The organism is Piscinibacter sp. HJYY11 (assembly GCF_016735515.1).
Classification (GTDB): domain Bacteria; phylum Pseudomonadota; class Gammaproteobacteria; order Burkholderiales; family Burkholderiaceae_C; genus Rhizobacter.
In genome coordinates this window covers 4534485-4553979 of record NZ_JAERQZ010000001.1, presented here as the reverse complement: position 1 = coordinate 4553979, position 19495 = coordinate 4534485, and the positions used below count along the sequence as shown (strand labels likewise).

16 protein-coding genes and 1 tRNA gene are annotated in these 19495 nt (G+C 67.2%); 6 read left to right on the top strand and 11 right to left on the bottom strand.

The window, feature by feature from the left end:
- A complete protein-coding gene (locus JI745_RS21395) occupies positions 1–1341 on the bottom strand; it encodes an MFS transporter (RefSeq protein ID WP_201811599.1) in 1341 nt (446 codons plus the stop codon).
- A 189-nt stretch (positions 1342–1530) separates the two neighbouring features.
- Here JI745_RS21395 and JI745_RS21390 point away from each other — a divergent pair, with 189 nt between their 5' ends.
- Together JI745_RS21390 and JI745_RS21385 are read left to right on the top strand one after the other, a co-directional pair.
- A complete protein-coding gene (locus JI745_RS21390) occupies positions 1531–3111 on the top strand; it encodes an ATP-binding protein (RefSeq protein WP_201811597.1) in 1581 nt (526 codons plus the stop codon).
- A 135-nt stretch (positions 3112–3246) separates the two neighbouring features.
- Positions 3247–4023: a hypothetical protein gene (locus tag JI745_RS21385; RefSeq protein WP_201811595.1), complete on the top strand. Its 777-nt coding sequence runs from the start codon at positions 3247–3249 to the stop codon at positions 4021–4023.
- Here the strand turns inward: JI745_RS21385 and argJ are convergent, their stop codons facing one another.
- Positions 4024–5253, bottom strand: coding sequence for a bifunctional glutamate N-acetyltransferase/amino-acid acetyltransferase ArgJ (gene argJ, locus JI745_RS21380; protein WP_201811593.1), 1230 nt, complete (start codon positions 5251–5253; stop codon positions 4024–4026).
- A gap of 67 nt (positions 5254–5320) precedes the next feature.
- Between argJ and JI745_RS21375 the strand changes: the two genes are divergently transcribed.
- Positions 5321–6442: a hypothetical protein gene (locus JI745_RS21375; protein WP_201811591.1), complete on the top strand. Its 1122-nt coding sequence runs from the start codon at positions 5321–5323 to the stop codon at positions 6440–6442.
- A 32-nt stretch (positions 6443–6474) separates the two neighbouring features.
- On the opposite strand, the gene secA is transcribed toward JI745_RS21375, so the two are convergent.
- Positions 6475–9225, bottom strand: coding sequence for a preprotein translocase subunit SecA (gene secA, locus JI745_RS21370; protein ID WP_201811589.1), 2751 nt, complete (start codon positions 9223–9225; stop codon positions 6475–6477).
- 117 nt (positions 9226–9342) lie between these two features.
- Positions 9343–10335, bottom strand: coding sequence for a M23 family metallopeptidase (locus tag JI745_RS21365; protein WP_201811587.1), 993 nt, complete (start codon positions 10333–10335; stop codon positions 9343–9345).
- Here JI745_RS21365 and JI745_RS21360 point away from each other — a divergent pair.
- Complete coding sequence (locus JI745_RS21360) at positions 10307–10669, top strand: DciA family protein (protein WP_236675080.1); 363 nt, start codon at positions 10307–10309, stop codon at positions 10667–10669. The two genes, JI745_RS21365 and JI745_RS21360, sit on opposite strands and share 29 nt — an antisense overlap.
- 61 nt (positions 10670–10730) lie before the next feature.
- Here the strand turns inward: JI745_RS21360 and JI745_RS21355 are convergent.
- From JI745_RS21355 to petA, 6 genes are all read right to left on the bottom strand, one after another.
- Positions 10731–10806 (bottom strand) — tRNA-Thr (locus JI745_RS21355).
- Positions 10807–10854: 48 nt separating this feature from the next.
- Positions 10855–11388, bottom strand: coding sequence for a ClpXP protease specificity-enhancing factor (locus JI745_RS21350; protein ID WP_201811585.1), 534 nt, complete (start codon positions 11386–11388; stop codon positions 10855–10857).
- A 9-nt stretch (positions 11389–11397) separates the two neighbouring features.
- Positions 11398–12015, bottom strand: coding sequence for a glutathione S-transferase N-terminal domain-containing protein (locus tag JI745_RS21345; protein ID WP_201811583.1), 618 nt, complete (start codon positions 12013–12015; stop codon positions 11398–11400).
- Between the two features lie 128 nt (positions 12016–12143).
- Complete coding sequence (locus JI745_RS21340) at positions 12144–12914, bottom strand: cytochrome c1 (protein WP_201811581.1); 771 nt, start codon at positions 12912–12914, stop codon at positions 12144–12146.
- Between the two features lie 24 nt (positions 12915–12938).
- Positions 12939–14339, bottom strand: a complete 1401-nt coding sequence (locus JI745_RS21335; RefSeq protein ID WP_201811579.1) for a cytochrome bc complex cytochrome b subunit — start codon at positions 14337–14339, stop codon at positions 12939–12941.
- Between the two features lie 32 nt (positions 14340–14371).
- Positions 14372–14971, bottom strand: a complete 600-nt coding sequence (gene petA / locus JI745_RS21330) for a ubiquinol-cytochrome c reductase iron-sulfur subunit (RefSeq protein ID WP_201811577.1) — start codon at positions 14969–14971, stop codon at positions 14372–14374.
- Positions 14972–15174: 203 nt separating this feature from the next.
- Here petA and mscL point away from each other — a divergent pair, with 203 nt between their 5' ends.
- Both mscL and JI745_RS21320 read left to right on the top strand, forming a co-directional pair.
- A complete protein-coding gene (mscL, locus tag JI745_RS21325; RefSeq protein ID WP_201811575.1) occupies positions 15175–15603 on the top strand; it encodes a large conductance mechanosensitive channel protein MscL in 429 nt (142 codons plus the stop codon).
- A 162-nt stretch (positions 15604–15765) separates the two neighbouring features.
- Positions 15766–18495, top strand: coding sequence for a DUF1631 family protein (locus JI745_RS21320; RefSeq protein ID WP_201811572.1), 2730 nt, complete (start codon positions 15766–15768; stop codon positions 18493–18495).
- On the opposite strand, the gene pdxA is transcribed toward JI745_RS21320, so the two are convergent.
- Positions 18496–19485, bottom strand: a complete 990-nt coding sequence (gene pdxA, locus JI745_RS21315; RefSeq protein WP_201812716.1) for a 4-hydroxythreonine-4-phosphate dehydrogenase PdxA — start codon at positions 19483–19485, stop codon at positions 18496–18498.
- Between the last annotated feature and the right edge of the window lie 10 nt (positions 19486–19495).

Sequence of the window (19495 nt, the reverse complement as noted above, 5' to 3'; positions counted from 1 at the left end):
TCAGCTGCGCTCCAGCGCCGAGGTCGATGACACGCTGGCCTCGGCGCCCACCCAGTCGTCGGCCGGCTCCGGCGTGGGCAGCACCTTCACCTCCGCAATGCCCGAGTAGCGCCACGCCCCGAGCGTGAGCAGCAGGGCAGTGGCACCGGCAAATCCCATCGCCGCTTGCAGCCCGACGGCTTCACCGAGATACCCGCCAAGCAGCGCACCCGGCCCGGCCGGCATCAACGTGAGCCAGCGCATTGCACTCGTCATGCGGCCGAGCAGCGGTTCGGGCGTGACCGCCTGGCGCATGGCGAGGAAGTTGATGAACACCAGCACCGCGCCGGCCGCGAACAGCACCAGCATCGTCGCAAACGCCGCCACGCCCCAGCGGTTGGCCGGCGCCACGGCGAGCAGCAGCCAGCCCGCGCCGCACACGGCGAAACCGATCAGCAGACTGGGCCCGGGGCCGACGCGCCGGCTGATGCGGCTGCCCAGGATGCTCGCGAGAATGGTGCCCACCCCCATGCCGACGTAGCTCAGGCCGACCTGCTGCTCGCTCAGGCCGAGCGTGCGGGTGGCCACGAGGATCTGCACCACGATGGCCGCGTGGTGGCTCATCTGCCAGAGGCCCATCGCCACCGCGAGCGACACCAGCAAGGGCGTGCCCAGCACGAAGCGCACGCCGGTCTTGAGGTCGCGCCAGAAGTCTGCCTCCTGCAGCGTGCGGCGGTCCTCCTTGACCTTGATGCCGCGCAGGATCGCAGCCGAAAACACGAGCAGCGCCGCATCGGCCAGCAGCGCCAGCGGCGCCCCCACGAGCTTGATCAGCGCACCGGCCACGCCCGGCCCGGCCACTTCGGCGCCCGAGGTGGCCAGCGCGTTCTTCGCATGCGCTTCGACCAGGCGGTCCCGCGTCACCACCTGGGTGAGCACGATCTGCGCGGCCGAGCCTGCCACCGTGTACACCGAGCCGATGATGAAGCCGACGATGTACAGCCAGGTCATCGACAGCCAGTCGAGCCACCACGCGAGCGTGACGCTCGCCACCACCAGCGCCAGCAGGCATTCGCCGACGGCATAGACCGGCAGCTTGCGCACCCGGTCGAGCCACACGCCGGCCGGCAATGAAAACAGCACGAAGGGCACGATCTCCATCGCGGTGAGCAGGCCCATCTGCGTCGGCGTGGCGTGCAGCAGAACAGCTGCCGTCAGCGGCAACGCGAGCATCGTGACCTGCCCGCCAAACGAGCTGATGAGGATCGAGCTCCACAGGCGACGGTAGGCCGCGTCGCGCAGCAGGTCGTTCGGCGGCAAGGCGAGCCGCTGCCGCCAGAGCCTGACCAGCCGATCGAGCATGTGTCGTCCCCTCTTTTTTCTGTCGCTCACGTGTGGCAAGCGTCACACCTTGCCTGAAGGGGTATGCGCACGCCACCGAAAACCTGCGACAGACTAAGGCCTCGCCGTGGGTGCCAATGCGCCACCCAAGTCCCTCGCTAAGATGCGGCGCCCTGGGTGCTGACACCCAGGACGTCATGGAGTCGTCACATGCACATCCTGCACCTCGAGGACGATGCACTGGACGCGGATCTCGTGCACCGCGAGGTTGCGCGGCACGAAGCCGGTGCCACCTGGACCACGGTCGACTCGGCCGATGCCTTCTTCGATGCGATGAAGCAGACCCGCTTCGACGCCATCCTCTCCGACAACCGTGTGCCGGGCATCGACGGCCTGCAGGCGCTGCAGGTCGCGCGCGAACAGCGCCCCGGCATGCCCTTCGTCTTCGTCAGCGGCAACACCGACCCGCATTGGGCCGAGCACTGCCTGATCGCAGGCGCCACCGACTACGTGCCCAAGACACAGCTGTGGCGCATGCCCTCGGCGCTGCAGCGCATCCGTTCCACGCGCGAAAGCGAGCGGCTGGTCTGGCTCACGCGCGCACGCGCGGTGCTGGTCGACGCGGTGAAGCAACTCTCGCTCGCGCGCAGCGTCGACGCCATCGTCGAGATCGTGCGGCACGCGGCGCGCCAGATCAACCAGGCCGATGGAGCGACCTTCGTGCTGCGCGACGGCGACCACTGCCACTACGTCGACGAAGACGCGATCTCACCCTTGTGGAAGGGCCTCAAGTTCCCGCTCGACACCTGCATCAGCGGCTGGGCCATGCTCAACCGCCAGCACGCGGTCGTCCCCGACATCTACCTCGACCCGCGCATCCCGCACGACGCCTACCGGCCGACCTTCGTCAAGAGCCTGGTGATGGTGCCCATCCGTGGCGAAGCGCCGATCGGCGCGATCGGCAACTACTGGGCCACGGCGCACGAGGCCACGCCCGACGAGGTGGAGCTGATCCAGGCGCTCGCCGACTCCACCTCGCTCGCTTTTGAAAACGTGGCGCTGGTGCAAGGCCTCGAGTCGCGGGTACAGCATCGCACCGCCGAGCTGGAAGAAGCCAACCGCGAGCTCGAGGCGTTCTCGTTCTCGGTCTCGCATGACCTGCGTGCGCCCTTGCGGGCGATGCAGGGCTACAGCGACCTGCTGGCCGAGCTGACGCCCCCGCTCGAAGGCGAGGCTGCCACCTTCGTGCAGCACATCCGACACTCCGCGCGCCGAATGAACACGCTGATCGACGACATGCTCGCGCTGTCGAAGCTGAAGCGCGCCGAGGTGCGAAAGCGCCCGGTGTCCATCGGCGTGATGGCGCGCGACATCCTCGCCAGCTTGAGCGACACCAGCCCTGCGCGAAAGGTCCGCACCGCCGTCGACGAGACGCTGGTCGCCGAAGCCGATGCAGCCCTGCTGCGCATGGCACTCGACAACCTGCTCTCCAACGCCTGGAAATACACCAGCAAGCGCGACGACGCGTTCATCGAGTTCTTCGCCGAGCCGCAGGCCGACGGCCGGCTCGCCTACTGCGTGCGCGACAACGGCGCCGGCTTCGACATGGCCTATGCGCAGCGGCTGTTCGAGCCCTTCCGCCGCATGCACACCGAAGCCGACTTCCCGGGGACCGGCGTCGGCCTCGCGATCGTGCAGCGGGTGATCCGCAAGCACGGTGGAGAGTTGTGGGCGCAGGCGGCCAAGAACCGCGGTGCGACCTTCCGCTTCACCTTGCCGGCCGACGCCTAGGGCGGGCGGAGCCGCCGCGGGCGGCGGTGCCCTGCGGCGATACCGACGGTCTGACGGTGTCGTACCGGTGGCCCCGCCGCTTGGCAAGGCCGCGGCAGCAGCACACGATGGCGGGGTCTTCACCTCCGTCACCCCATGCCTGCCCATCGCCTTGACCTTGTTCCCCGCCGCGCGGGCGTCCTGCTCGTGCTGGCCCTGCTCGCCATCGCCGGGCTCGCGCTGCACGGCCCCATCGTGCAATGGGCCGGGTACCACGATTTCGCCGACGCGCGCCCGTGGGGCGTGCTGCCGCATGCGTGGAACGTGCTCAGCAACCTGCCCTTCGCCATCGCGGCCCTGTGGGCGTGGCCGCGCCTGCGTGATGCCGGTGCGGCATGGCGGGCCTTCTGCGTCGCGATCGGCGCCACGGCCGTGGGCTCGGCGATCTACCACTGGCAGCCGAACGACATCTCGCTGCTGATCGACCGACTGCCGATCGCCTGGGCCTGCGCAGCGCTGCTGTGCGCCTTCCTGGCGGAGCGGGTGCATGCAGGGTGGCAGTCGCCCGCCGTCGTCGCCATCGCCTTGGTGGGCGGGACGGCTGCGGTCGCGTGGTGGGGCGTGGGCACCGCGATGGGCGCAGGCGACCTGCGGCCCTATGTGCTGGTGCAGTTCATGCCGATGTTGCTGATCCCGGCGGCATTGCTGTTGCGACTGCAGCCGATCACGGCCTCGGCCGTGCCGGCCGGGCCCTGGTGGGCGGCGCTCGTGCTCTACGCCGCGGCCAAGGGCGTGGAGGCCACCGACGCCGGCGTGCTGGCGATGACCTGGCACGCCGTCAGCGGCCACAGCCTCAAGCATCTGCTGGCGGCGCTGGCGGCCGGCCTGCTGCTGCACGCCTGCGCCAGCGCGCACCGCCAGCCGCTGCGGTGATCAACTGCGGTAGTCGGCGTTGATCTTGACGTAGTCGTAGCTCAGGTCGCAGGTCCACACCGTGGCCTGCGCGCTGCCGCGCTTCAGGTCGACACGCACCGTGATCTCGGCCTGCTTCATCACACGCGCACCGTCGGCTTCCTGGTAGCTCGGCTTGCGCCCGCCCTGGGTGACCACGTGCACGTCGTCGAGGAAGAGCTCGATGCGCGACTGGTCCAGGTCGGCGATGCCGGCGTAGCCCACGGCCGCCAGGATGCGGCCGAGGTTGGGGTCGCTGGCGAAGAAGGCCGTCTTCACCAGCGGCGAGTGCGCGATGGCGTAGGCCACCTGCTTGCATTCGCCTTCGGTCTTGCCGCCATCCACCTGCACGGTGATGAACTTGGTGGCGCCTTCGCCGTCGCGCACGATCGCCTGCGCGAGCTCGGTGGCCACGCCGAAGATCGCATCGCGCAGCAGAGCGCCGTCGCCGCTGTCGAGCTGGGTGATGGGCGTGTTGCCCGCGGCGCCAGTCGCGACGACGACGAATGAATCGTTGGTGGAGGTGTCGCCGTCGATCGTGATGCGGTTGAACGAACGGTCAGCCGCCTGCTGCGTGAGGCTTTGCATCAGCGCCGGGGCGATGGCGGCATCGGTGGCCAGGAAGCTCAGCATCGTGGCCATGTTGGGGCGGATCATGCCGGCGCCCTTGCTGATGCCGGTGACGGTGACGGTCTTGCCGCCGATCGTCACGCGACGCGACGATGCCTTGGGCAGCGTGTCGGTCGTCATGATGCCTTCGGCCGCGACCGCCCAGTTGCCTTCCTTCAAGTCGGCGATGGCCGCGGGCAGGCCGGCTTCGATGCGATCGACGGGCAAAGGCTCCATGATGACGCCGGTGGAGAACGGCAGCACCTGCTCGGGCGCAAGCTTCAGCTGCTTCGCAAGGGCGGCACAGGTGGCGCGAGCCCGGGCCAGGCCGTCCTCGCCGGTGCCGGCGTTGGCGTTGCCGGTGTTGATGACCATCGCGCGCGGTGCCGTGCCCGAGGCCAGGTGCTGGCGGCACAGCTGCACCGGCGCTGCACAGTAGCGGTTGCTGGTGAACACGCCCGCCACCTGCGAGCCCTCGGCGAGCGTGATGACGGTCAGGTCGCGCCGGTTGGCCTTGCGCACGCCGGCCATCGTGATGCCAAGCTTCACGCCGGGAACGGGGTGGAGCGCTTCAGGGCGCGGCGGCTGGAGATTCACGGGCATGGCACTGGCCTCGGTAGCTGCAGGAGGAGCGCGATTGTAGGTTTCGGCATGGGAAACTTGTCCCACCATGCGCCTCTTCGCCACCCTGACTTTCGCGCTGACCGCCCTCGTGGCCGCGAGCCCGAGCGCCGTCGCTCAAACGCCCCAGCGTGTCTTCATCTCCGGCCACAGCCTGATCGACCAGCCCGTGCCGGACTACCTGGCGCGCATCGCCGCGAGCCTGGGCCCACCGCTGCAGTGGAACCGCCAGTACCTCGTCGGGTCGGCCATCCGCTACCGCACGCAGGGCCGTGGCCGCGAGACAGGCTGGGCGGGCTACGCCATCGGGCAGAACCGCGAAGGCGAAGGCCTCAATGTCGTGGAAGAACTGCGCAAGCCTCGCACGACCGACGGCCAGCCCTACGACACGCTCGTCATCACCGAGCAGCATGGCGTGCTGGACTCGATCGTCATGCACGACACCGTCCGCCACCTGCGCCATTACCACGAGCGTTTCATCACCGGCAACGCGAAGGGGCAGACCTGGTTCTACGAACCCTGGCTCGGCGTGACCGACAAGAACGACCCGAGTCGCTGGCTGGCCTACGAGCGCAGTGCGGCGCCGATGTGGCAGTGCGTCGTGACGCGCATCAACACCTCGCTGGCCGCCGAAGGCCGGGCCGACCGGATCCAGTCACTGCCGGCGTCGCTGGCGCTGGCGACGCTCGTGGAGCGGGCGACGCGGGGCCAGGTGCCCGAACTGGCGGCCGGCAGCACGCGTGCCACGCTCGACCGCCTCTTCCACGACCAAGTGCATCTCACGTCGCTCGGGGCGTACTACATGGCGCTCAGCGTCTATGCCGCCACCTTCGGTCGCACGCCGGTAGGCGCCTGGGCGCCCGAGCAGGTGACGCCTGCGCTGGCCGCGGCCTTGCAACGGGTGGCGTGGGAAGCGGTGTCAGCCGAACGCGCGGCGCGCAAGCCCTTGCCGCTCGAACAGTGCGGGCCGTATCTCAAGCAGCTCGCGCCGACGTACTTCGACTACATGCGCGACGACTACTGGGCCCACCAGGAGCAATCGCTGCGGCAGACCTACCGTCGCCTGCGCCACGAGATCAACTGGCGCTGGCGCCTGTGGGACGTCTTCGACGACGACCCGTTCCGCTACGACGCCGCGACCGACAAGTCCTACTGGCTGCCGGCGCCCTGAGCAGCGCGGCCGGGTGAGGGGCGATCAGCCCCTCACGCCAGCTTGCCGTGGCACTGCTTGTACTTCTTGCCGCTGCCGCACGGGCAGGGGTCGTTGCGCCCCACCTTGCCCATGTACTGGCCGGCCACCGCCTGCGCGACATCGGTGTCTTGTGACACGCTGCCGTCTTCGTTCGGGTGGGTGTAGGTGATGTTGGAGATGGCGTCGGCCTTCTCCTCGATCGCCTCGGCCGCTTCGGCCACCTGCTCCTGGGTCTGGATGCGCACGGTCATCAGCACGCGCGTCACGTCCATCTTCACCACGTCGAGCAGCTGGCTGAAGAGCTCGAAGGCTTCGCGCTTGTATTCCTGCTTCGGGTTCTTCTGGGCGTAGCCGCGCAGGTGGATGCCCTGGCGCAGGTAGTCGAGCGCGGCGAGGTGCTCGCGCCAGTGCTGGTCGATCGACTGCAGCAGGATCATGCGCTCGAAGGGCATGAACTGCTCGGCGCCCACGCGCGCCAGCTTCTCGGCGAACACATCGTTGCCGGCCTTCACCACCTTCTCGAGGATCTCTTCGTCGGTGATCGCGGCGCTCTTCTCGACCTGCTCCTTGATCGGCAGCTCGATCTGCCATTCCTCGCGCAAGGTCTTCTCGAGACCATCGAGGTCCCACTGCTCTTCCATGCTCTCGGCCGGCACGAAGGTGCGCACCACGTCGGTCAAGGTGCTCTCGCGCAGGTTGGTGATCTGGGCCGTGAGGTCGGCGGCTTCGAGGATCTCGTTGCGCTGCTGGTAGATGACCTTGCGCTGGTCGTTGGAGACGTCGTCGTACTCGAGCAGCTGCTTGCGCATGTCGAAGTTGCGGGCCTCGACCTTGCGCTGCGCGCCTTCGATGCTGCGTGTGACGATGCCGGCTTCGATGGCTTCGCCTTCGGGCATCTTCAGGCGGTCCATGATGGCGCGCACGCGGTCGCCGGCGAAGATGCGCATGAGCGGGTCTTCGAGCGACAGGTAGAAGCGCGAGGAGCCCGGGTCGCCCTGGCGGCCCGAACGGCCCCGCAGCTGGTTGTCGATGCGGCGGGATTCGTGGCGCTCGGTGGCGATGATGCGCAGGCCGCCGGCGGCCTTCACCTTCTCGTGCAGGCCTTGCCATTCGTCCTGCAGCTGCTTGATGCGCGCCGCCTTGTCAGCCTCGGGGATGGACGCGTCGGCCTCGATCAGCTGCACCTGCTTTTCGACGTTGCCGCCGAGCACGATGTCGGTGCCGCGGCCCGCCATGTTGGTGGCGATGGTGATCACGCCCGGGCGGCCCGCCTGCGCCACGATCTCGGCTTCCTTCGCGTGCTGCTTGGCGTTGAGCACCTGGTGCGGCAGCTTGGCGGCCTTGAGCTTCTCGGAGATCAGCTCCGAGTTCTCGATCGACGTGGTGCCGACGAGCACCGGCTGGCCGCGCTCGTGGCAGCTGCGGATGTCTTCGATGACCGCGTTGAACTTCTCGGTGTTGGTCTTGTAGACGAGGTCGAGCTCGTCCTTGCGGGCGGTCGGCTTGTTGGGCGGGATCACCACGGTCTCGAGGCCGTAGATCTCCTGGAATTCGTAGGCCTCGGTGTCGGCCGTGCCGGTCATGCCGGCGAGCTTGCCGTACATGCGGAAGTAGTTCTGGAAGGTGATCGAGGCGAGCGTCTGGTTCTCGCTCTGGATCTGCACGCCTTCCTTGGCTTCCACCGCCTGGTGCAGGCCGTCGGACCAGCGGCGGCCGGTCATCAGGCGGCCGGTGAATTCGTCGACGATGATGACCTCGCCGTCCTGCACCACGTAGTGCTGGTCGCGGTGGTAGAGGTGCCGTGCGCGCAAGGCCGCGTACACGTGGTGCATCAGCGTGATGTTCTGCGGGTCGTAGAGGCTCGCGCCTTCGACCAGCAGCCCGGCTTCGGCGAGCACGCGCTCGGCGTTCTCGTGGCCTTCCTCGGTGAGGAAGACCTGGTGCGACTTCTCATCGACGGTGAAGTCGCCCGGCTCGATCACGCCTTCGCCGGTGCGCGGGTCGGCTTCGCCGATCTGCTTCTTCAACTTGGGCACCACGGCGTTGATGCGCACGTAGAGCTCGGTGTGGTCTTCGGCCTGGCCGCTGATGATGAGCGGCGTGCGGGCTTCGTCGATCAGGATGGAGTCCACCTCGTCGACGATGGCGTAGGTCAAGCCACGCTGCACACGATCGGCGGTCTCGTAGACCATGTTGTCGCGCAGGTAGTCGAAGCCGTACTCGTTGTTGGTGCCGTAGGTGACGTCGGCGGCGTAGGCGGCCTGCTTCTCCTCCCGCGGCATCTGCGGCAGGTTCACGCCGACGCTCAAGCCGAGGAAGGTGTAGAGGCGACCCATCCATTCGGCGTCGCGGCGGGCGAGGTAGTCGTTGACCGTCACCACGTGCACACCCTTGCCGGTGAGCGCATTGAGGTAGACGGGCAGCGTGCCGGTGAGCGTCTTGCCTTCGCCGGTGCGCATTTCGCCGATCTTGCCGTTGTGCAGGGCGATGCCGCCGATCATCTGCACGTCGAAGTGGCGCATCTTCAGGACGCGCTTGCTGCCTTCACGCACGACCGCGAACGCTTCGGGCAGCAGCTTGTCGAGCGACTCGCCATCCGCCACGCGCTTCTTGAACTCTTCGGTCTTGGCCTTGAGCGCCGCATCGTCGAGCTTCTCGAACTGCGGCTCCAGCGCATTGATCTGCTGCACCACGGCCCGGTACTGCTTGAGCAGGCGGTCGTTGCGGCTACCGAATATGGAAGTCAGGACTTTGGGCAACATGCGCGTCAGGGGATTGGAGCGAGGGATCGCGAGCCCGAAATGCGCACGCGCGAAGGGCCCGCGCAGCGCGGGAAAAGCCGCGAATCTTACACCGGGGGTCTGGCGCGACTGCCTTGGTCAGCGGGGTGACTGAGGTGCTGCAGGGGCTGCTGTGGCGGCGGTCGTGGCCGCCGTGCGCGGCAGGGCGACGGGTGCCTTGCCCGAGAGGAATTTGGCGGGGTTCTGCAGCACCCCTTCCACGCTCACCTCGAAGTGGAGGTGCGGGCCGGTGGAGCGGCCGGTGGTGCCGACCTGCGCCACGACCTGGCCCCGTTTGACCAGGTCACCGGGCTTCACCAGGATCTTGGACGTGTGGGCATAGCGGGTCGTCAGGCCATTGCCGTGGTCGATCTCCAGCAGGTTGCCGTAGGCGGCGTGAAAGTCGGTGGAACGCACCACACCCCCGGCCGCAGCCATGATGGGCGTGCCCACGTCGGCTGGAAAGTCGAGCCCGGTGTGCAGCGCCGGGCGGCCGGAGAACGGGTCGGAGCGGAAGCCGAAGCCGGAACCCACGGCGCCGTTGATCGGCGGGCTGTTGGGCACCATCAGCGCCTCGAGGCGCTTCTCGAAGAGGCGCGACTCGATCATCGTGAAGAGGTCGCCGCTTTGCTCGGCGGCCTCGTCGAGCGAATCCATCATGCCGTTGAGCTGCTCCAGCGACGGCTTGCGCGCCGGGATGAAGGGGCCACCCTGGCCGCCGCGGTGCACCGAGGGCGCGATCTGCTTGAGCTCTTCGGGCTTGACCCCGGCGAGACCGGAAACACGTTCGCCGATTGCCTCAAGCTTGATCAGCTTGGCCTGCATCTCGCCGACCTTCTGCGCCATCGCATCGAGGTTCTCGCGCATGAAACGGTCGCGCTGCGCGAACTCGTCGCGCACCACGAGGCGCACGACCTGGCTCACCACCGGCCAGCCCTCGCGGGCGGCTTTCAGGAAGATCACGTGGTAGATCGTGCCCGACAGCGCCAGAAGCCCGATCACGAACGCAAATGCCAGCGCGATCAGTTGCAAGCGGTTGAAGTGCAGCACACGGGTGCGCGCCATGCTGCCGTGGGTGATCATGATCTGCATCGCTAAACTCCTTGCGGTGAACCCGAAGCAGCCCCCGGTCACCCCCAACGCCATGCGCATGCAGGAAGCCATGGCCTCGAGCCCCCCTCTTGCGCGCCTGCAACAGCTGATGCGGGAATCAAAAGACCGCTTCGAGGCTGTGCGCCCTGTCTTGCCGGCGGCTCTGGCCGCTCATGTGAAACCCGGACCCGCGGATGGCGATGGGTGGTCGTTGCTGGCGGCGAATGCCGCCGTGGCATCCAAGCTGCGCCAGCTTCAACCTCGGCTTGAGGATGCACTCAAGCAGCGGGGATGGCAGGTTACTTCAATCAGGATCAAGGTTCAATCTGCGTAAGGCCAGCCAAACGCGAAGCTGATACGAGACGTATCGGCTCTTGAATGAAACTTGAGAGAAGTGGTGCCCCCGACAGGATTCGAACCCGTGACCTTCGGTTTACAAAACCGCTGCTCTACCAGCTGAGCTACAAGGGCGAAAGGCGAAACGCCTGCGATTCTAGGACTTGCGTCCGCTCACGACGGTTACTTGATGCGCTTGAGCGCTGGCCGACCGCCGGTGGGCGGCTCGGGAGGCTCGCTGTCGTCGGCCGGCTTGCCGGCGGGGGCTTCGGTGGCCGACGCGGCATCCCCCGTCGCCAGGCGCAGACCGCCGGGCTGTGTGGGCCGCTCGGCGGCCGGCGTCGCAGCTTGCTCGGCGAGAGGCGCCGCAGCCGGCTCGGTCGGCACCGGGAAGGCCATGCCCTGCCCGTTCTCGCGCGCATAGATGGCGATCACGTGATCCACCGGCACGGCGATGTCGCGCGACACACCACCGAAACGGGCCTTGAACTCGATCAGCTCGTTGCCGAGCTTGAGCGAGGTGGTGGCCTCGAACCCGACGTTGAGCACGATCTCGTTGTTCTTCACGTACTCGAACGGCACCTGCACGCTCGCATCGACATACACCGCGAGATACGGCGTGAAGCCGTTGTCGGTGCACCAGTCGTGCAGGGCCCGGATCAGGTACGGCCGGGTGGACGTACCTGCGTTGCCGGGCGTGGTCGGGATGAGGCTCATGCGAGACGCTTACTTGCGCATCACCTTCTCGGAAGGCGTCAACGCTTCGATGTAGGCGGGGCGCGAGAAGATGCGCTCGGCGTACTTGAGCAGCGGCACGGCGTTCTTCGACATGTCGATGCCGTAGTAGTCCAGGCGCCACAGCAGCGGGGCGATGGCCACGTCGAGCATCGAGAAGTCGTCGCCCAGCATGAACTTGTTCTTCAGGAAGATCGGCGCGAGCTGGGTCAGGCGGTCGCGGATCTGCGAGCGGGCCTTCTCGAGCTGCTTGTCGTTGGGCTTGGCGCCGGTGCTGCGGCCTTCGAGCACGTTGACGTGGGCGAAGAGCTCCTTCTCGAAGTTGAGCAGGAACAGGCGCACACGCGCACGCGCGACCGGATCACCCGGCATCAGCTGAGGGTGCGGGAAACGCTCGTCGATGTACTCGTTGATGATGTGCGACTCGTACAGGATGAGGTCGCGCTCCACCAGGATGGGCACCTCGTTGTACGGGTTCATCAGCGCGATGTCTTCGGGCTTCGCGAAGAGGTCGACATCACGGATCTCGAAGTCCATGCCCTTCTCGAACAGGACGAAGCGGCAGCGGTGCGAGTAGGGGCAGGTGGTTCCGGAGTAAAGCACCATCATGATGGCGGCTCCTTTGAGCAGATGAGTCTTACAAAACACAAACGGAGTGGGCGGGCCGGGGGCGGCGCTCCACTCCGCAGACGATCAGTGGCCCATGTCCTGAGGTGACATGGCCACCGTTCGTTCGCTTATTTCACGTCTTTCCAGAAGGCAGCGTTCAGACGCCAGGCAATGAACGTGAAGAGGGCCAGGAAAAGCAGCACGAAGACGCCGAGCTTGACGCGGTCATGCTGGGCGGGCTCACCCATCCACTGCAGGAAGGCCACGAGATCGCCCACCGCTTCGTCGTAGTCGTTCTGGCTGAGCGTGCCCGGGGTGAGCTGGGTGTAACCCACGAAGCGGTGCACGGTCTTGCCAGCGTGATGCGGGTCCTTTTCCTCGACGTACTTCGGCGCACGCTGCCCCTGCAGTTCCCACATCACATGGGGCATGCCCACGCTCGGGAAGGCGAGGTTGTTCCAGCCCGTGGCCTTGGTGTCGTCGCGGTAGTAGCTGCGCAGGTAGGTGTAAAGGTAGTCGGCGCCGGAGCCCTTGCCGATGTCGGCGCGCGAGCGGGCGATCACGGTCAGGTCGGGGGGCACGCCGCCGAACCATTCCTTGGCCTGCTTCGGGTCCAGCGAGGTCTTCATCGTGTCGCCCACCTTGTCGGTGGTGAACATGAGGTTCTTCTTGATCTGGTCTTCGGTCAGGCCGATGTCGCGCAGGCGGTTGTAGCGCATGAACGAGGCCGAGTGGCAGTTCAGGCAGTAGTTGACGAACAGCTTGGCGCCGTTCTGCAGCGCCGCCACGTCGGTCGTCTTGGAAACGGGGTAACGGTCCCAGGCAATGCCGCCTTCAGCGGCCACGGCGCCCGCGGTGAAGCCGAACGACGCCAGCAGGATGAGGATGAGTTTCTTCATGGTGTGTGATTCCGGCTCGTCTCGTCAGTGGGCGCTGAACGTCACGCGGTCAGGCACCGGCTTGGATTGGCCGATGCGGCTCCACCAGGGCATGAGCAGGAAGAAGCCGAAGTAGAACAGCGTGCCGACTTGAGAGACACGCTCGCCCACGGGCGACGGCGGCTGCACGCCGAGGTAGCCGAGCACCGCGAACACGATGACGAAGATCGCGTACATGATCTTGTGCCAGTCCGGGCGATAGCGGATCGACTTGGCTTCGGAACGGTCCAGCCAGGGCAGGAAGAACATGATGACGACGGCGCCGCCCATCACGACCACACCCCAGAACTTGGCTTCGAAGGTGAGCAGCAGGCCGGCCGCAACCAGCGCGCCGATGGCGATCGCGAGCTTGCCGACGCCCGAGAAGCCGCCGCGCACGATGGCCAGCACCGCACCCAGGCCCACCAGCGCGACGAGCACGTAGACCATCTGGTCTGTGGTGGCCCGCAGCATCGAGTAGTACGGCGTGAAGTACCAGACCGGGGCGATGTGCGCTGGGGTCTTCAGCGGGTCGGCCGGGATGAAGTTGTTGTACTCGAGGAAGTAGCCACCGAACTCGGGCGCGAAGAACACCACGGCCGCGAAGAAGAACAGGAACACGCTCGTCGCGTAAATGTCGTGCACCGTGTAGTAGGGGTGGAAGGGCACGCCGTCGAGCGGAATGCCGCGCGCATCCTTCTTCGCCTTGATCTCGACACCGTCGGGGTTGTTGGAGCCCACTTCGTGCAGCGCGATGATGTGCGCGACCACGAGGCCCAGCAACACCAGCGGCACGGCGATCACGTGGAAGCTGAAGAAGCGGTTCAGCGTGGCGTCGCTCACCACGTAGTCGCCGCGGATCAGGATGCCGAGGTCCGGGCCGATGAAGGGCACGGCGGTGAACAGGTTCACGATCACCTGGGCGCCCCAGTACGACATCTGGCCCCAGGGCAGCAGGTAGCCCATGAAGGCTTCGGCCATCAGGCACAGGAAGATCGCGCAGCCGAAGATCCACACCAGCTCGCGTGGCTTGCGGTAGCTGCCGTAGATCATCCCGCGGAACATGTGCAGGTAGACCACGATGAAGAAGGCGCTGGCACCGGTGGAGTGCATGTAGCGCACCAGCCAGCCCCAGGGCACGTCACGCATGATGTACTCGACCGAGGCGAACGCGAGGTTCGCATCGGGCTTGTAATGCATCACGAGGAAGATGCCGGTGACGATCTGGATCACCAGCACCAGCAGCGCGAGCGAGCCGAAGACGTACCAGAAGTTGAAGTTCTTCGGAGCGTAGTACTCGCTCATGTGCTCTTTGTAGAGCTTGCTCGCGGGGAAACGGTTGTCGACCCACGTCATCAGCTTCTCGCCGATCGGGGCATTGGGGCTGACTTGCTTGAACTCGGCCATGTGATTCTCCTGAATTGCCTCTGCGCCTGGGGTCAGGCTTTCTTGTCCTCGCCGATCAGCAGGCGGGTTTCAGACAGGTACATGTGCGGAGGCACTTCGAGGTTGTCAGGAGCAGGCTTGTTCTTGAAGACACGGCCGGCCATGTCGAACGTGGAGCCGTGGCAAGGGCAGATGAACCCGCCGGCCCAGTCATCCGGCAGCGAGGGCTGGGGGCCGGCCTGGAACTTGTCGGACGGCGAACAGCCAAGGTGCGAGCAGATGCCCACGGCGACCAGGAACTCGGGCTTGATCGAACGGTGTTCGTTGCGCGCGTATTCAGGGGTCAGTTCGTCGGCCTTGCGGACCGACTTCGGATCGGCCAGCTGGGCGTCGATCTTGGGCAATGCAGCCAACTGCTCCGGAGTGCGCCGGACGATCCACACCGGCTTGCCGCGCCACTCGACAGTGACCTTCTCGCCGGGCTTGAGCGAGCTGATGTCGACTTCAACAGCCGCGCCAGCCGCGCGGGCCCGCTCAGAGGGTTGGAAGGTGCTGACAAAAGGCACGGCGGTGGCGACACCACCGACAGCGCCTGCACCACAGGCGATGGCAACCCAGGTGCGGCGGCCTTGATCGACTTGCTGGTCACTCATGGAGATCCTCAATACAGGTCTTACGGTCTTCTTTGCAGAAGAATGACTTCTAATCAGGGGGCAACCGACGATTCTAGCGGACGTGTCAACCCCAGCAGCCGTGCTCGTCGGCCGCGCGGTGACCAGGCGACAAGCCGCTTGCGCGCCTTGACAAGCACAAGGCCTCGGCAATACTGCGCCGCACCCGTTCGCAGGAGGAAAACATGGGATTCGCCAAGGAATTCAAGGAATTCGCGATGAAGGGCAATGTCGTCGACCTGGCGGTCGGCGTCATCATCGGCGCGGCCTTCGGCAAGATCGTCGACTCGATCGTCAAGGACCTCGTGATGCCCGTCATCGGCAAGATCATCGGGGGGCTCGATTTCTCCAGCTACTTCATCATGCTGTCGGCGCCGCCACCCGACTTCAAGGGCCCGATGACCTACGAAGCGCTCACCAAGGCCGGCGTGCCGCTCTTCGCGTACGGCAACTTCATCACCGTGGCGCTCAACTTCGTGATCCTCGCCTTCATCATCTTCATGATGGTCAAGCAGATCAACCGCCTGAAGAAAGAGGCGCCGCCGCCGCCACCCGCCGCCACGCCCGAAGACGTGGTGCTGCTGCGCGAAATCCGCGACGCGCTCAAAAAGTAGGCAAGGCGCCCGCACGGGCGGTTGATTGGCGGCCCCAGGCGGCCCGTCGCCGGGGGGCAACGCGGTGGTGGCCATCGTCGGTTTGGCCCCATACTTGCAGGACGTGCGCTCTAAAAGGCGAGACATGAGCGCGTCCCGGCCGGCCGAGCGGCCCCGTTCGAGATGAATCAGACCGACCCACGCGCCCAGGCTGCGTTCGACGCAGCCATGCACCACATCAAGACGACCACGGCCACGGTCGCCGATCGCGTGAGCGACCATCTCGGCGTGCTGGCCTCGGCCGCCACGCGCATCTTCGAGCGTGACGCGCTGATCAACACCCAGCTGGACCTGCGGCGCCACATGAGCACCTTCGTGCTCGTTTTCGCCGACACCTTGGCCAAGCGCGTCACCCGCGAACTCAGCCCCAACCGCGAAACCGGCCGCAGCCTGGCCGAGACCGACTGGCAGTCGCTCAGCCTCGTCGACGACAACGAGGTCGAAGAGCAGATGCACGCCGACCGCATCGGCCAGGCGATCAGCCACGGCTGCGAGTGGGAGCTGCGCGAGATCGCCTCGTACACCGGCCAGCTGCTGGGCATCGGCCGCGCCGACCATGAGCGCAATCCTTTGCGGGGCGAGGTGCTGGGTGAGGCCATGTACCGGGCCATCACGTCGGTCAGCAACGACCGCGACTGCCGCAAGATCCTGGCGCGAGAGCTGGCCATCGGCATGTCGCGCGTCATGCCGCAGTGCTACGCCGACATCCTGAAGGACTTCCGCGTCCGCGGCATCCAGCCGGTCGGCCTCACCGTCCGCGGGGTCGAGGGACCGGGCAATGAAATCGCCCGCGACCACGTGATCTCCGGCTATGACAAGCTGCGCCGCGAGAACGGCACGTCGACGAGCGGCGGGCATTTCAGCGGCAGCGCGCACGTGGCCTTCGAAGACACCGCCACGGGAGCGCCCGGCAAGGCGATGCCCACGACGGGCCGCGGTGGCGTCGGCCCGGGCCTCGCAGGTCTGGGCGGGGCTGCGGGCGGCGGCGGGTTCGGTCCCGGTGGCACTGGCCAGGGTGGTGGCATCGGCGGTGGTGCCAGGGACACCAGCGGCTACGGCGGCCGCACGGTGTCCGGCAGCGGTGGCGCCGCCATGCCCCCGCCGGGCGCCGCGGCTGCTGCACGAGCAGGTGGCGGGGGCGGCGCCAGCCGTGGCGGACCCTCCGGTCCTTCCGGGCCTGCCAACCCGGCCGGCCAGGCCGATGCCGAAATGATGGCGCTCATCCGCCGCCTGACCTTCCTCGCCACCCGGCCGGCCGACCTCGGCGGCCCGACCTCACCCGCCGGCCTGGGAGGCACCAGCGGGTACGGCAGCGCCAGGTCGCTCGGAGGCCCGGTCACCGGCGGCAGCGGGTACGGCGACGTCGCGTCCGGCCTGATGGCCGCCAACCTGATCCGCGCCCACCGCGACGAGTTGCGCCAAGCCTCCACCGGCGCCCTCGATCACATGGTGATCGACGTTGTCGGCAGCCTGTTCGACCAGATCCTCTCCGACCCGCGCGTGCCGCCGCAGATGGCGCGCCAGATCGCCCGCCTGCAGCTGCCGGTCCTGCGCGTCGCGCTGCAGGACAACAGCTTCTTCTCGTCGCGCAAGCACCCGGTGCGCCGCTTCGTCAACCGCATGGCCTCGCTGGCCGCGGCCTTCGAAGACCTGGACGAAGGCACCGGCAAGCAGTTCATGGCGCGCGTGCGCGAGCTGGTGCAGGAGATCGTCCAGGGCGACTTCGACCAGATCGAGCTCTACTCGAGCAAGCTCACTGCGCTCGAGAACTTCGTCGCCGTGCAGGCCAAGGCCGAGGTGGAGGAAACCGCCAAGGCGGTGTCGGTCGTCGACAGCAAGGAGTCGGACCTCCGCGTGCAGCAGCGTTACATGCTGCAGCTGCGCACCGCGCTCGGCCCGCTGTCGCTGCCGGACTACCTGCGCGACTTCCTGGCCCAGGTGTGGAGCCAGGCCATCGCGCTGGCCACGCGCCGCGAAGGTGCCCAGTCGGAGACGGTGCAACGCCTGAAGCGAGCCGGCCGCGACCTCGTGATGAGCGTGCAGCCCAAGGGCTCGCCCGCGCTGCGCAAGAAGTTCCTGATGCAGCTGCCGCCGCTGATGAAGGACCTGAACGAGGGCATGAAGCTCGTCGGCTGGCCCGAGGCGGCACAGAAGGACTTCTTCGGCAAGCTGCTGCCCGCCCATGCCGATTCGCTCAAGGCCGCGCCGCTCACCGAGCTCGACTACAACCTGCTGGCCAAGCAGGTCGAAGGCGTGTTCAACACGCCGGTGCCCGAGCCCGATGCGCTGCTGCGCGACGTGCCGATCACGAGCACCGCAGGCACAAGCTCTTCGGCCATCGCGGCGCTCGAGCCGCATTTCTCCGACACCGAAGCGCAGCAGATCGGCCTCGTCGACGAGACGGCGGTCGACTGGTCGAAGGAAGTCGACATCGACCTGAGCGCCGTCGAGCCGGAGCCGGAGCCTGTCAACAGCTCCCCCGACACGCAGCCGGTCGACCTCAACCTCGACCTTGCCGCACAGCTCGACATCAACCTCGACGCCTCGTCGGAACCGGCCGAGCCCACCCAGGGCGTGCAGCTGATGGACCACGTGAAGCTCGGCTTCGCGTACCGCATGCACCTGAACGACCAGTGGCAGAAGGTGCGCCTGAGCTATGTGAGCCCGGGGCGGGCCTTCTTCGTCTTCACCCGAGGCAAGCGCCACACCGAGACGGTTTCGCTCACGGCACGCATGCTCTCGCGCATGTGCGAGACCGGGCGCTTCAAGGCGTTCGAGAGCTCCTACCTGATCGAGCGCGCCACCGCACGGGCGCGCAAACAACTCGCGGCGCTCACCGCCAACAGCAAGTAGCTACGCCGAAAGCCGCCGGGCCATCCGCAAGGCGGCGATCAGGCTCGACGCATCGGCGCGGCCGCTGCCCGCGATGTCGAACGCGGTGCCGTGATCCGGGCTCGTGCGCACGAAGGGCAAGCCGAGCGTCACGTTCACCCCCTGCTCCACGCCCAGGTACTTCACCGGGATCAGCCCGTGGTCGTGGGTCATCGCCACCACCACGTCGAACTCGCCGGGGCGCTCCGGCGTCTGGCGGGCCCGCATGAACACCGTGTCGGGTGCGTACGGGCCGGTCGCATCGATGCCTTCGGCGCGAGCAGCGGCGATGGCCGGCGCGATGATGCGCTGCTCCTCGTCGCCGAAGAGCCCACCTTCCCCGGCATGCGGGTTGAGCCCCGCAACGCCCACGTGCGGGGCGGCGATGCCGAACGCACGCATCGCACGGTCGGTGATGCGCAGGGTCTCGAGCACCGCCTCGAACGTCACCGCCTCGATGGCGTTGCGCAGGGACATGTGGATGGTCACGAGCACTGTGCGCAGCTCGTCGTTGGCCAGCATCATGCGCACCGGAGGCACCGCAGTGCCGGCCGGCGCCGCCAGCGCCTGCAGCATTTCGGTGTGGCCCGGGAACGTGACCCCGGCCGCAGACAGCGCTTCCTTGTGGATGGGCGCCGTGACGATGGCGCGCGCTTCACCCGCCTGCACCAACGACACCGCCTGCTCGATGCAGGCCGCTGCCGCAGCCCCGGCGCGCGCATCCACACGCCCAAGGCCCGCCTGCAGCAGATCGGCCGGCAATCCGCGGGCCTGCACCAGCGGCACGCAGTTCGGCGGGCACAGCCCCAGGTCGCGAGGGCTGTCGATCAGCGCCAGCGCCGTGCCCTGCTCCACCTGCGCCAAGGTCCGGCGCATCACCCCCGCATCACCCAGCACGAACGCCCCTTGCGCCTGGCCGCTGGCGAACGCCTTGGCGATGATTTCCGGCCCGATGCCGCAGGCATCGCCCATCGTGATGACC

Bases quoted from the DNA above. Each gene is read 5' to 3' on its own strand.
- JI745_RS21395 (WP_201811599.1), bottom strand. From the start codon at position 1,341: ATGCTCGATCGGCTGGTCAGGCTCTGGCGGCAGCGGCTCGCCTTGCCG.
- JI745_RS21390 (WP_201811597.1), top strand. From the start codon at position 1,531: ATGCACATCCTGCACCTCGAGGACGATGCACTGGACGCGGATCTCGTG.
- JI745_RS21385 (WP_201811595.1), top strand. From the start codon at position 3,247: ATGCCTGCCCATCGCCTTGACCTTGTTCCCCGCCGCGCGGGCGTCCTG.
- argJ (WP_201811593.1), bottom strand. From the start codon at position 5,253: ATGCCCGTGAATCTCCAGCCGCCGCGCCCTGAAGCGCTCCACCCCGTT.
- JI745_RS21375 (WP_201811591.1), top strand. From the start codon at position 5,321: ATGCGCCTCTTCGCCACCCTGACTTTCGCGCTGACCGCCCTCGTGGCC.
- secA (WP_201811589.1), bottom strand. From the start codon at position 9,225: ATGTTGCCCAAAGTCCTGACTTCCATATTCGGTAGCCGCAACGACCGC.
- JI745_RS21360 (WP_236675080.1), top strand. From the start codon at position 10,307: ATGCTGCCGTGGGTGATCATGATCTGCATCGCTAAACTCCTTGCGGTG.
- JI745_RS21365 (WP_201811587.1), bottom strand. From the start codon at position 10,335: ATGCAGATCATGATCACCCACGGCAGCATGGCGCGCACCCGTGTGCTG.
- JI745_RS21350 (WP_201811585.1), bottom strand. From the start codon at position 11,388: ATGAGCCTCATCCCGACCACGCCCGGCAACGCAGGTACGTCCACCCGG.
- JI745_RS21345 (WP_201811583.1), bottom strand. From the start codon at position 12,015: ATGATGGTGCTTTACTCCGGAACCACCTGCCCCTACTCGCACCGCTGC.
- JI745_RS21340 (WP_201811581.1), bottom strand. From the start codon at position 12,914: ATGAAGAAACTCATCCTCATCCTGCTGGCGTCGTTCGGCTTCACCGCG.
- JI745_RS21335 (WP_201811579.1), bottom strand. From the start codon at position 14,339: ATGGCCGAGTTCAAGCAAGTCAGCCCCAATGCCCCGATCGGCGAGAAG.
- petA (WP_201811577.1), bottom strand. From the start codon at position 14,971: ATGAGTGACCAGCAAGTCGATCAAGGCCGCCGCACCTGGGTTGCCATC.
- mscL (WP_201811575.1), top strand. From the start codon at position 15,175: ATGGGATTCGCCAAGGAATTCAAGGAATTCGCGATGAAGGGCAATGTC.
- JI745_RS21320 (WP_201811572.1), top strand. From the start codon at position 15,766: ATGAATCAGACCGACCCACGCGCCCAGGCTGCGTTCGACGCAGCCATG.
- pdxA (WP_201812716.1), bottom strand. From the start codon at position 19,485: ATGGGCGATGCCTGCGGCATCGGGCCGGAAATCATCGCCAAGGCGTTC.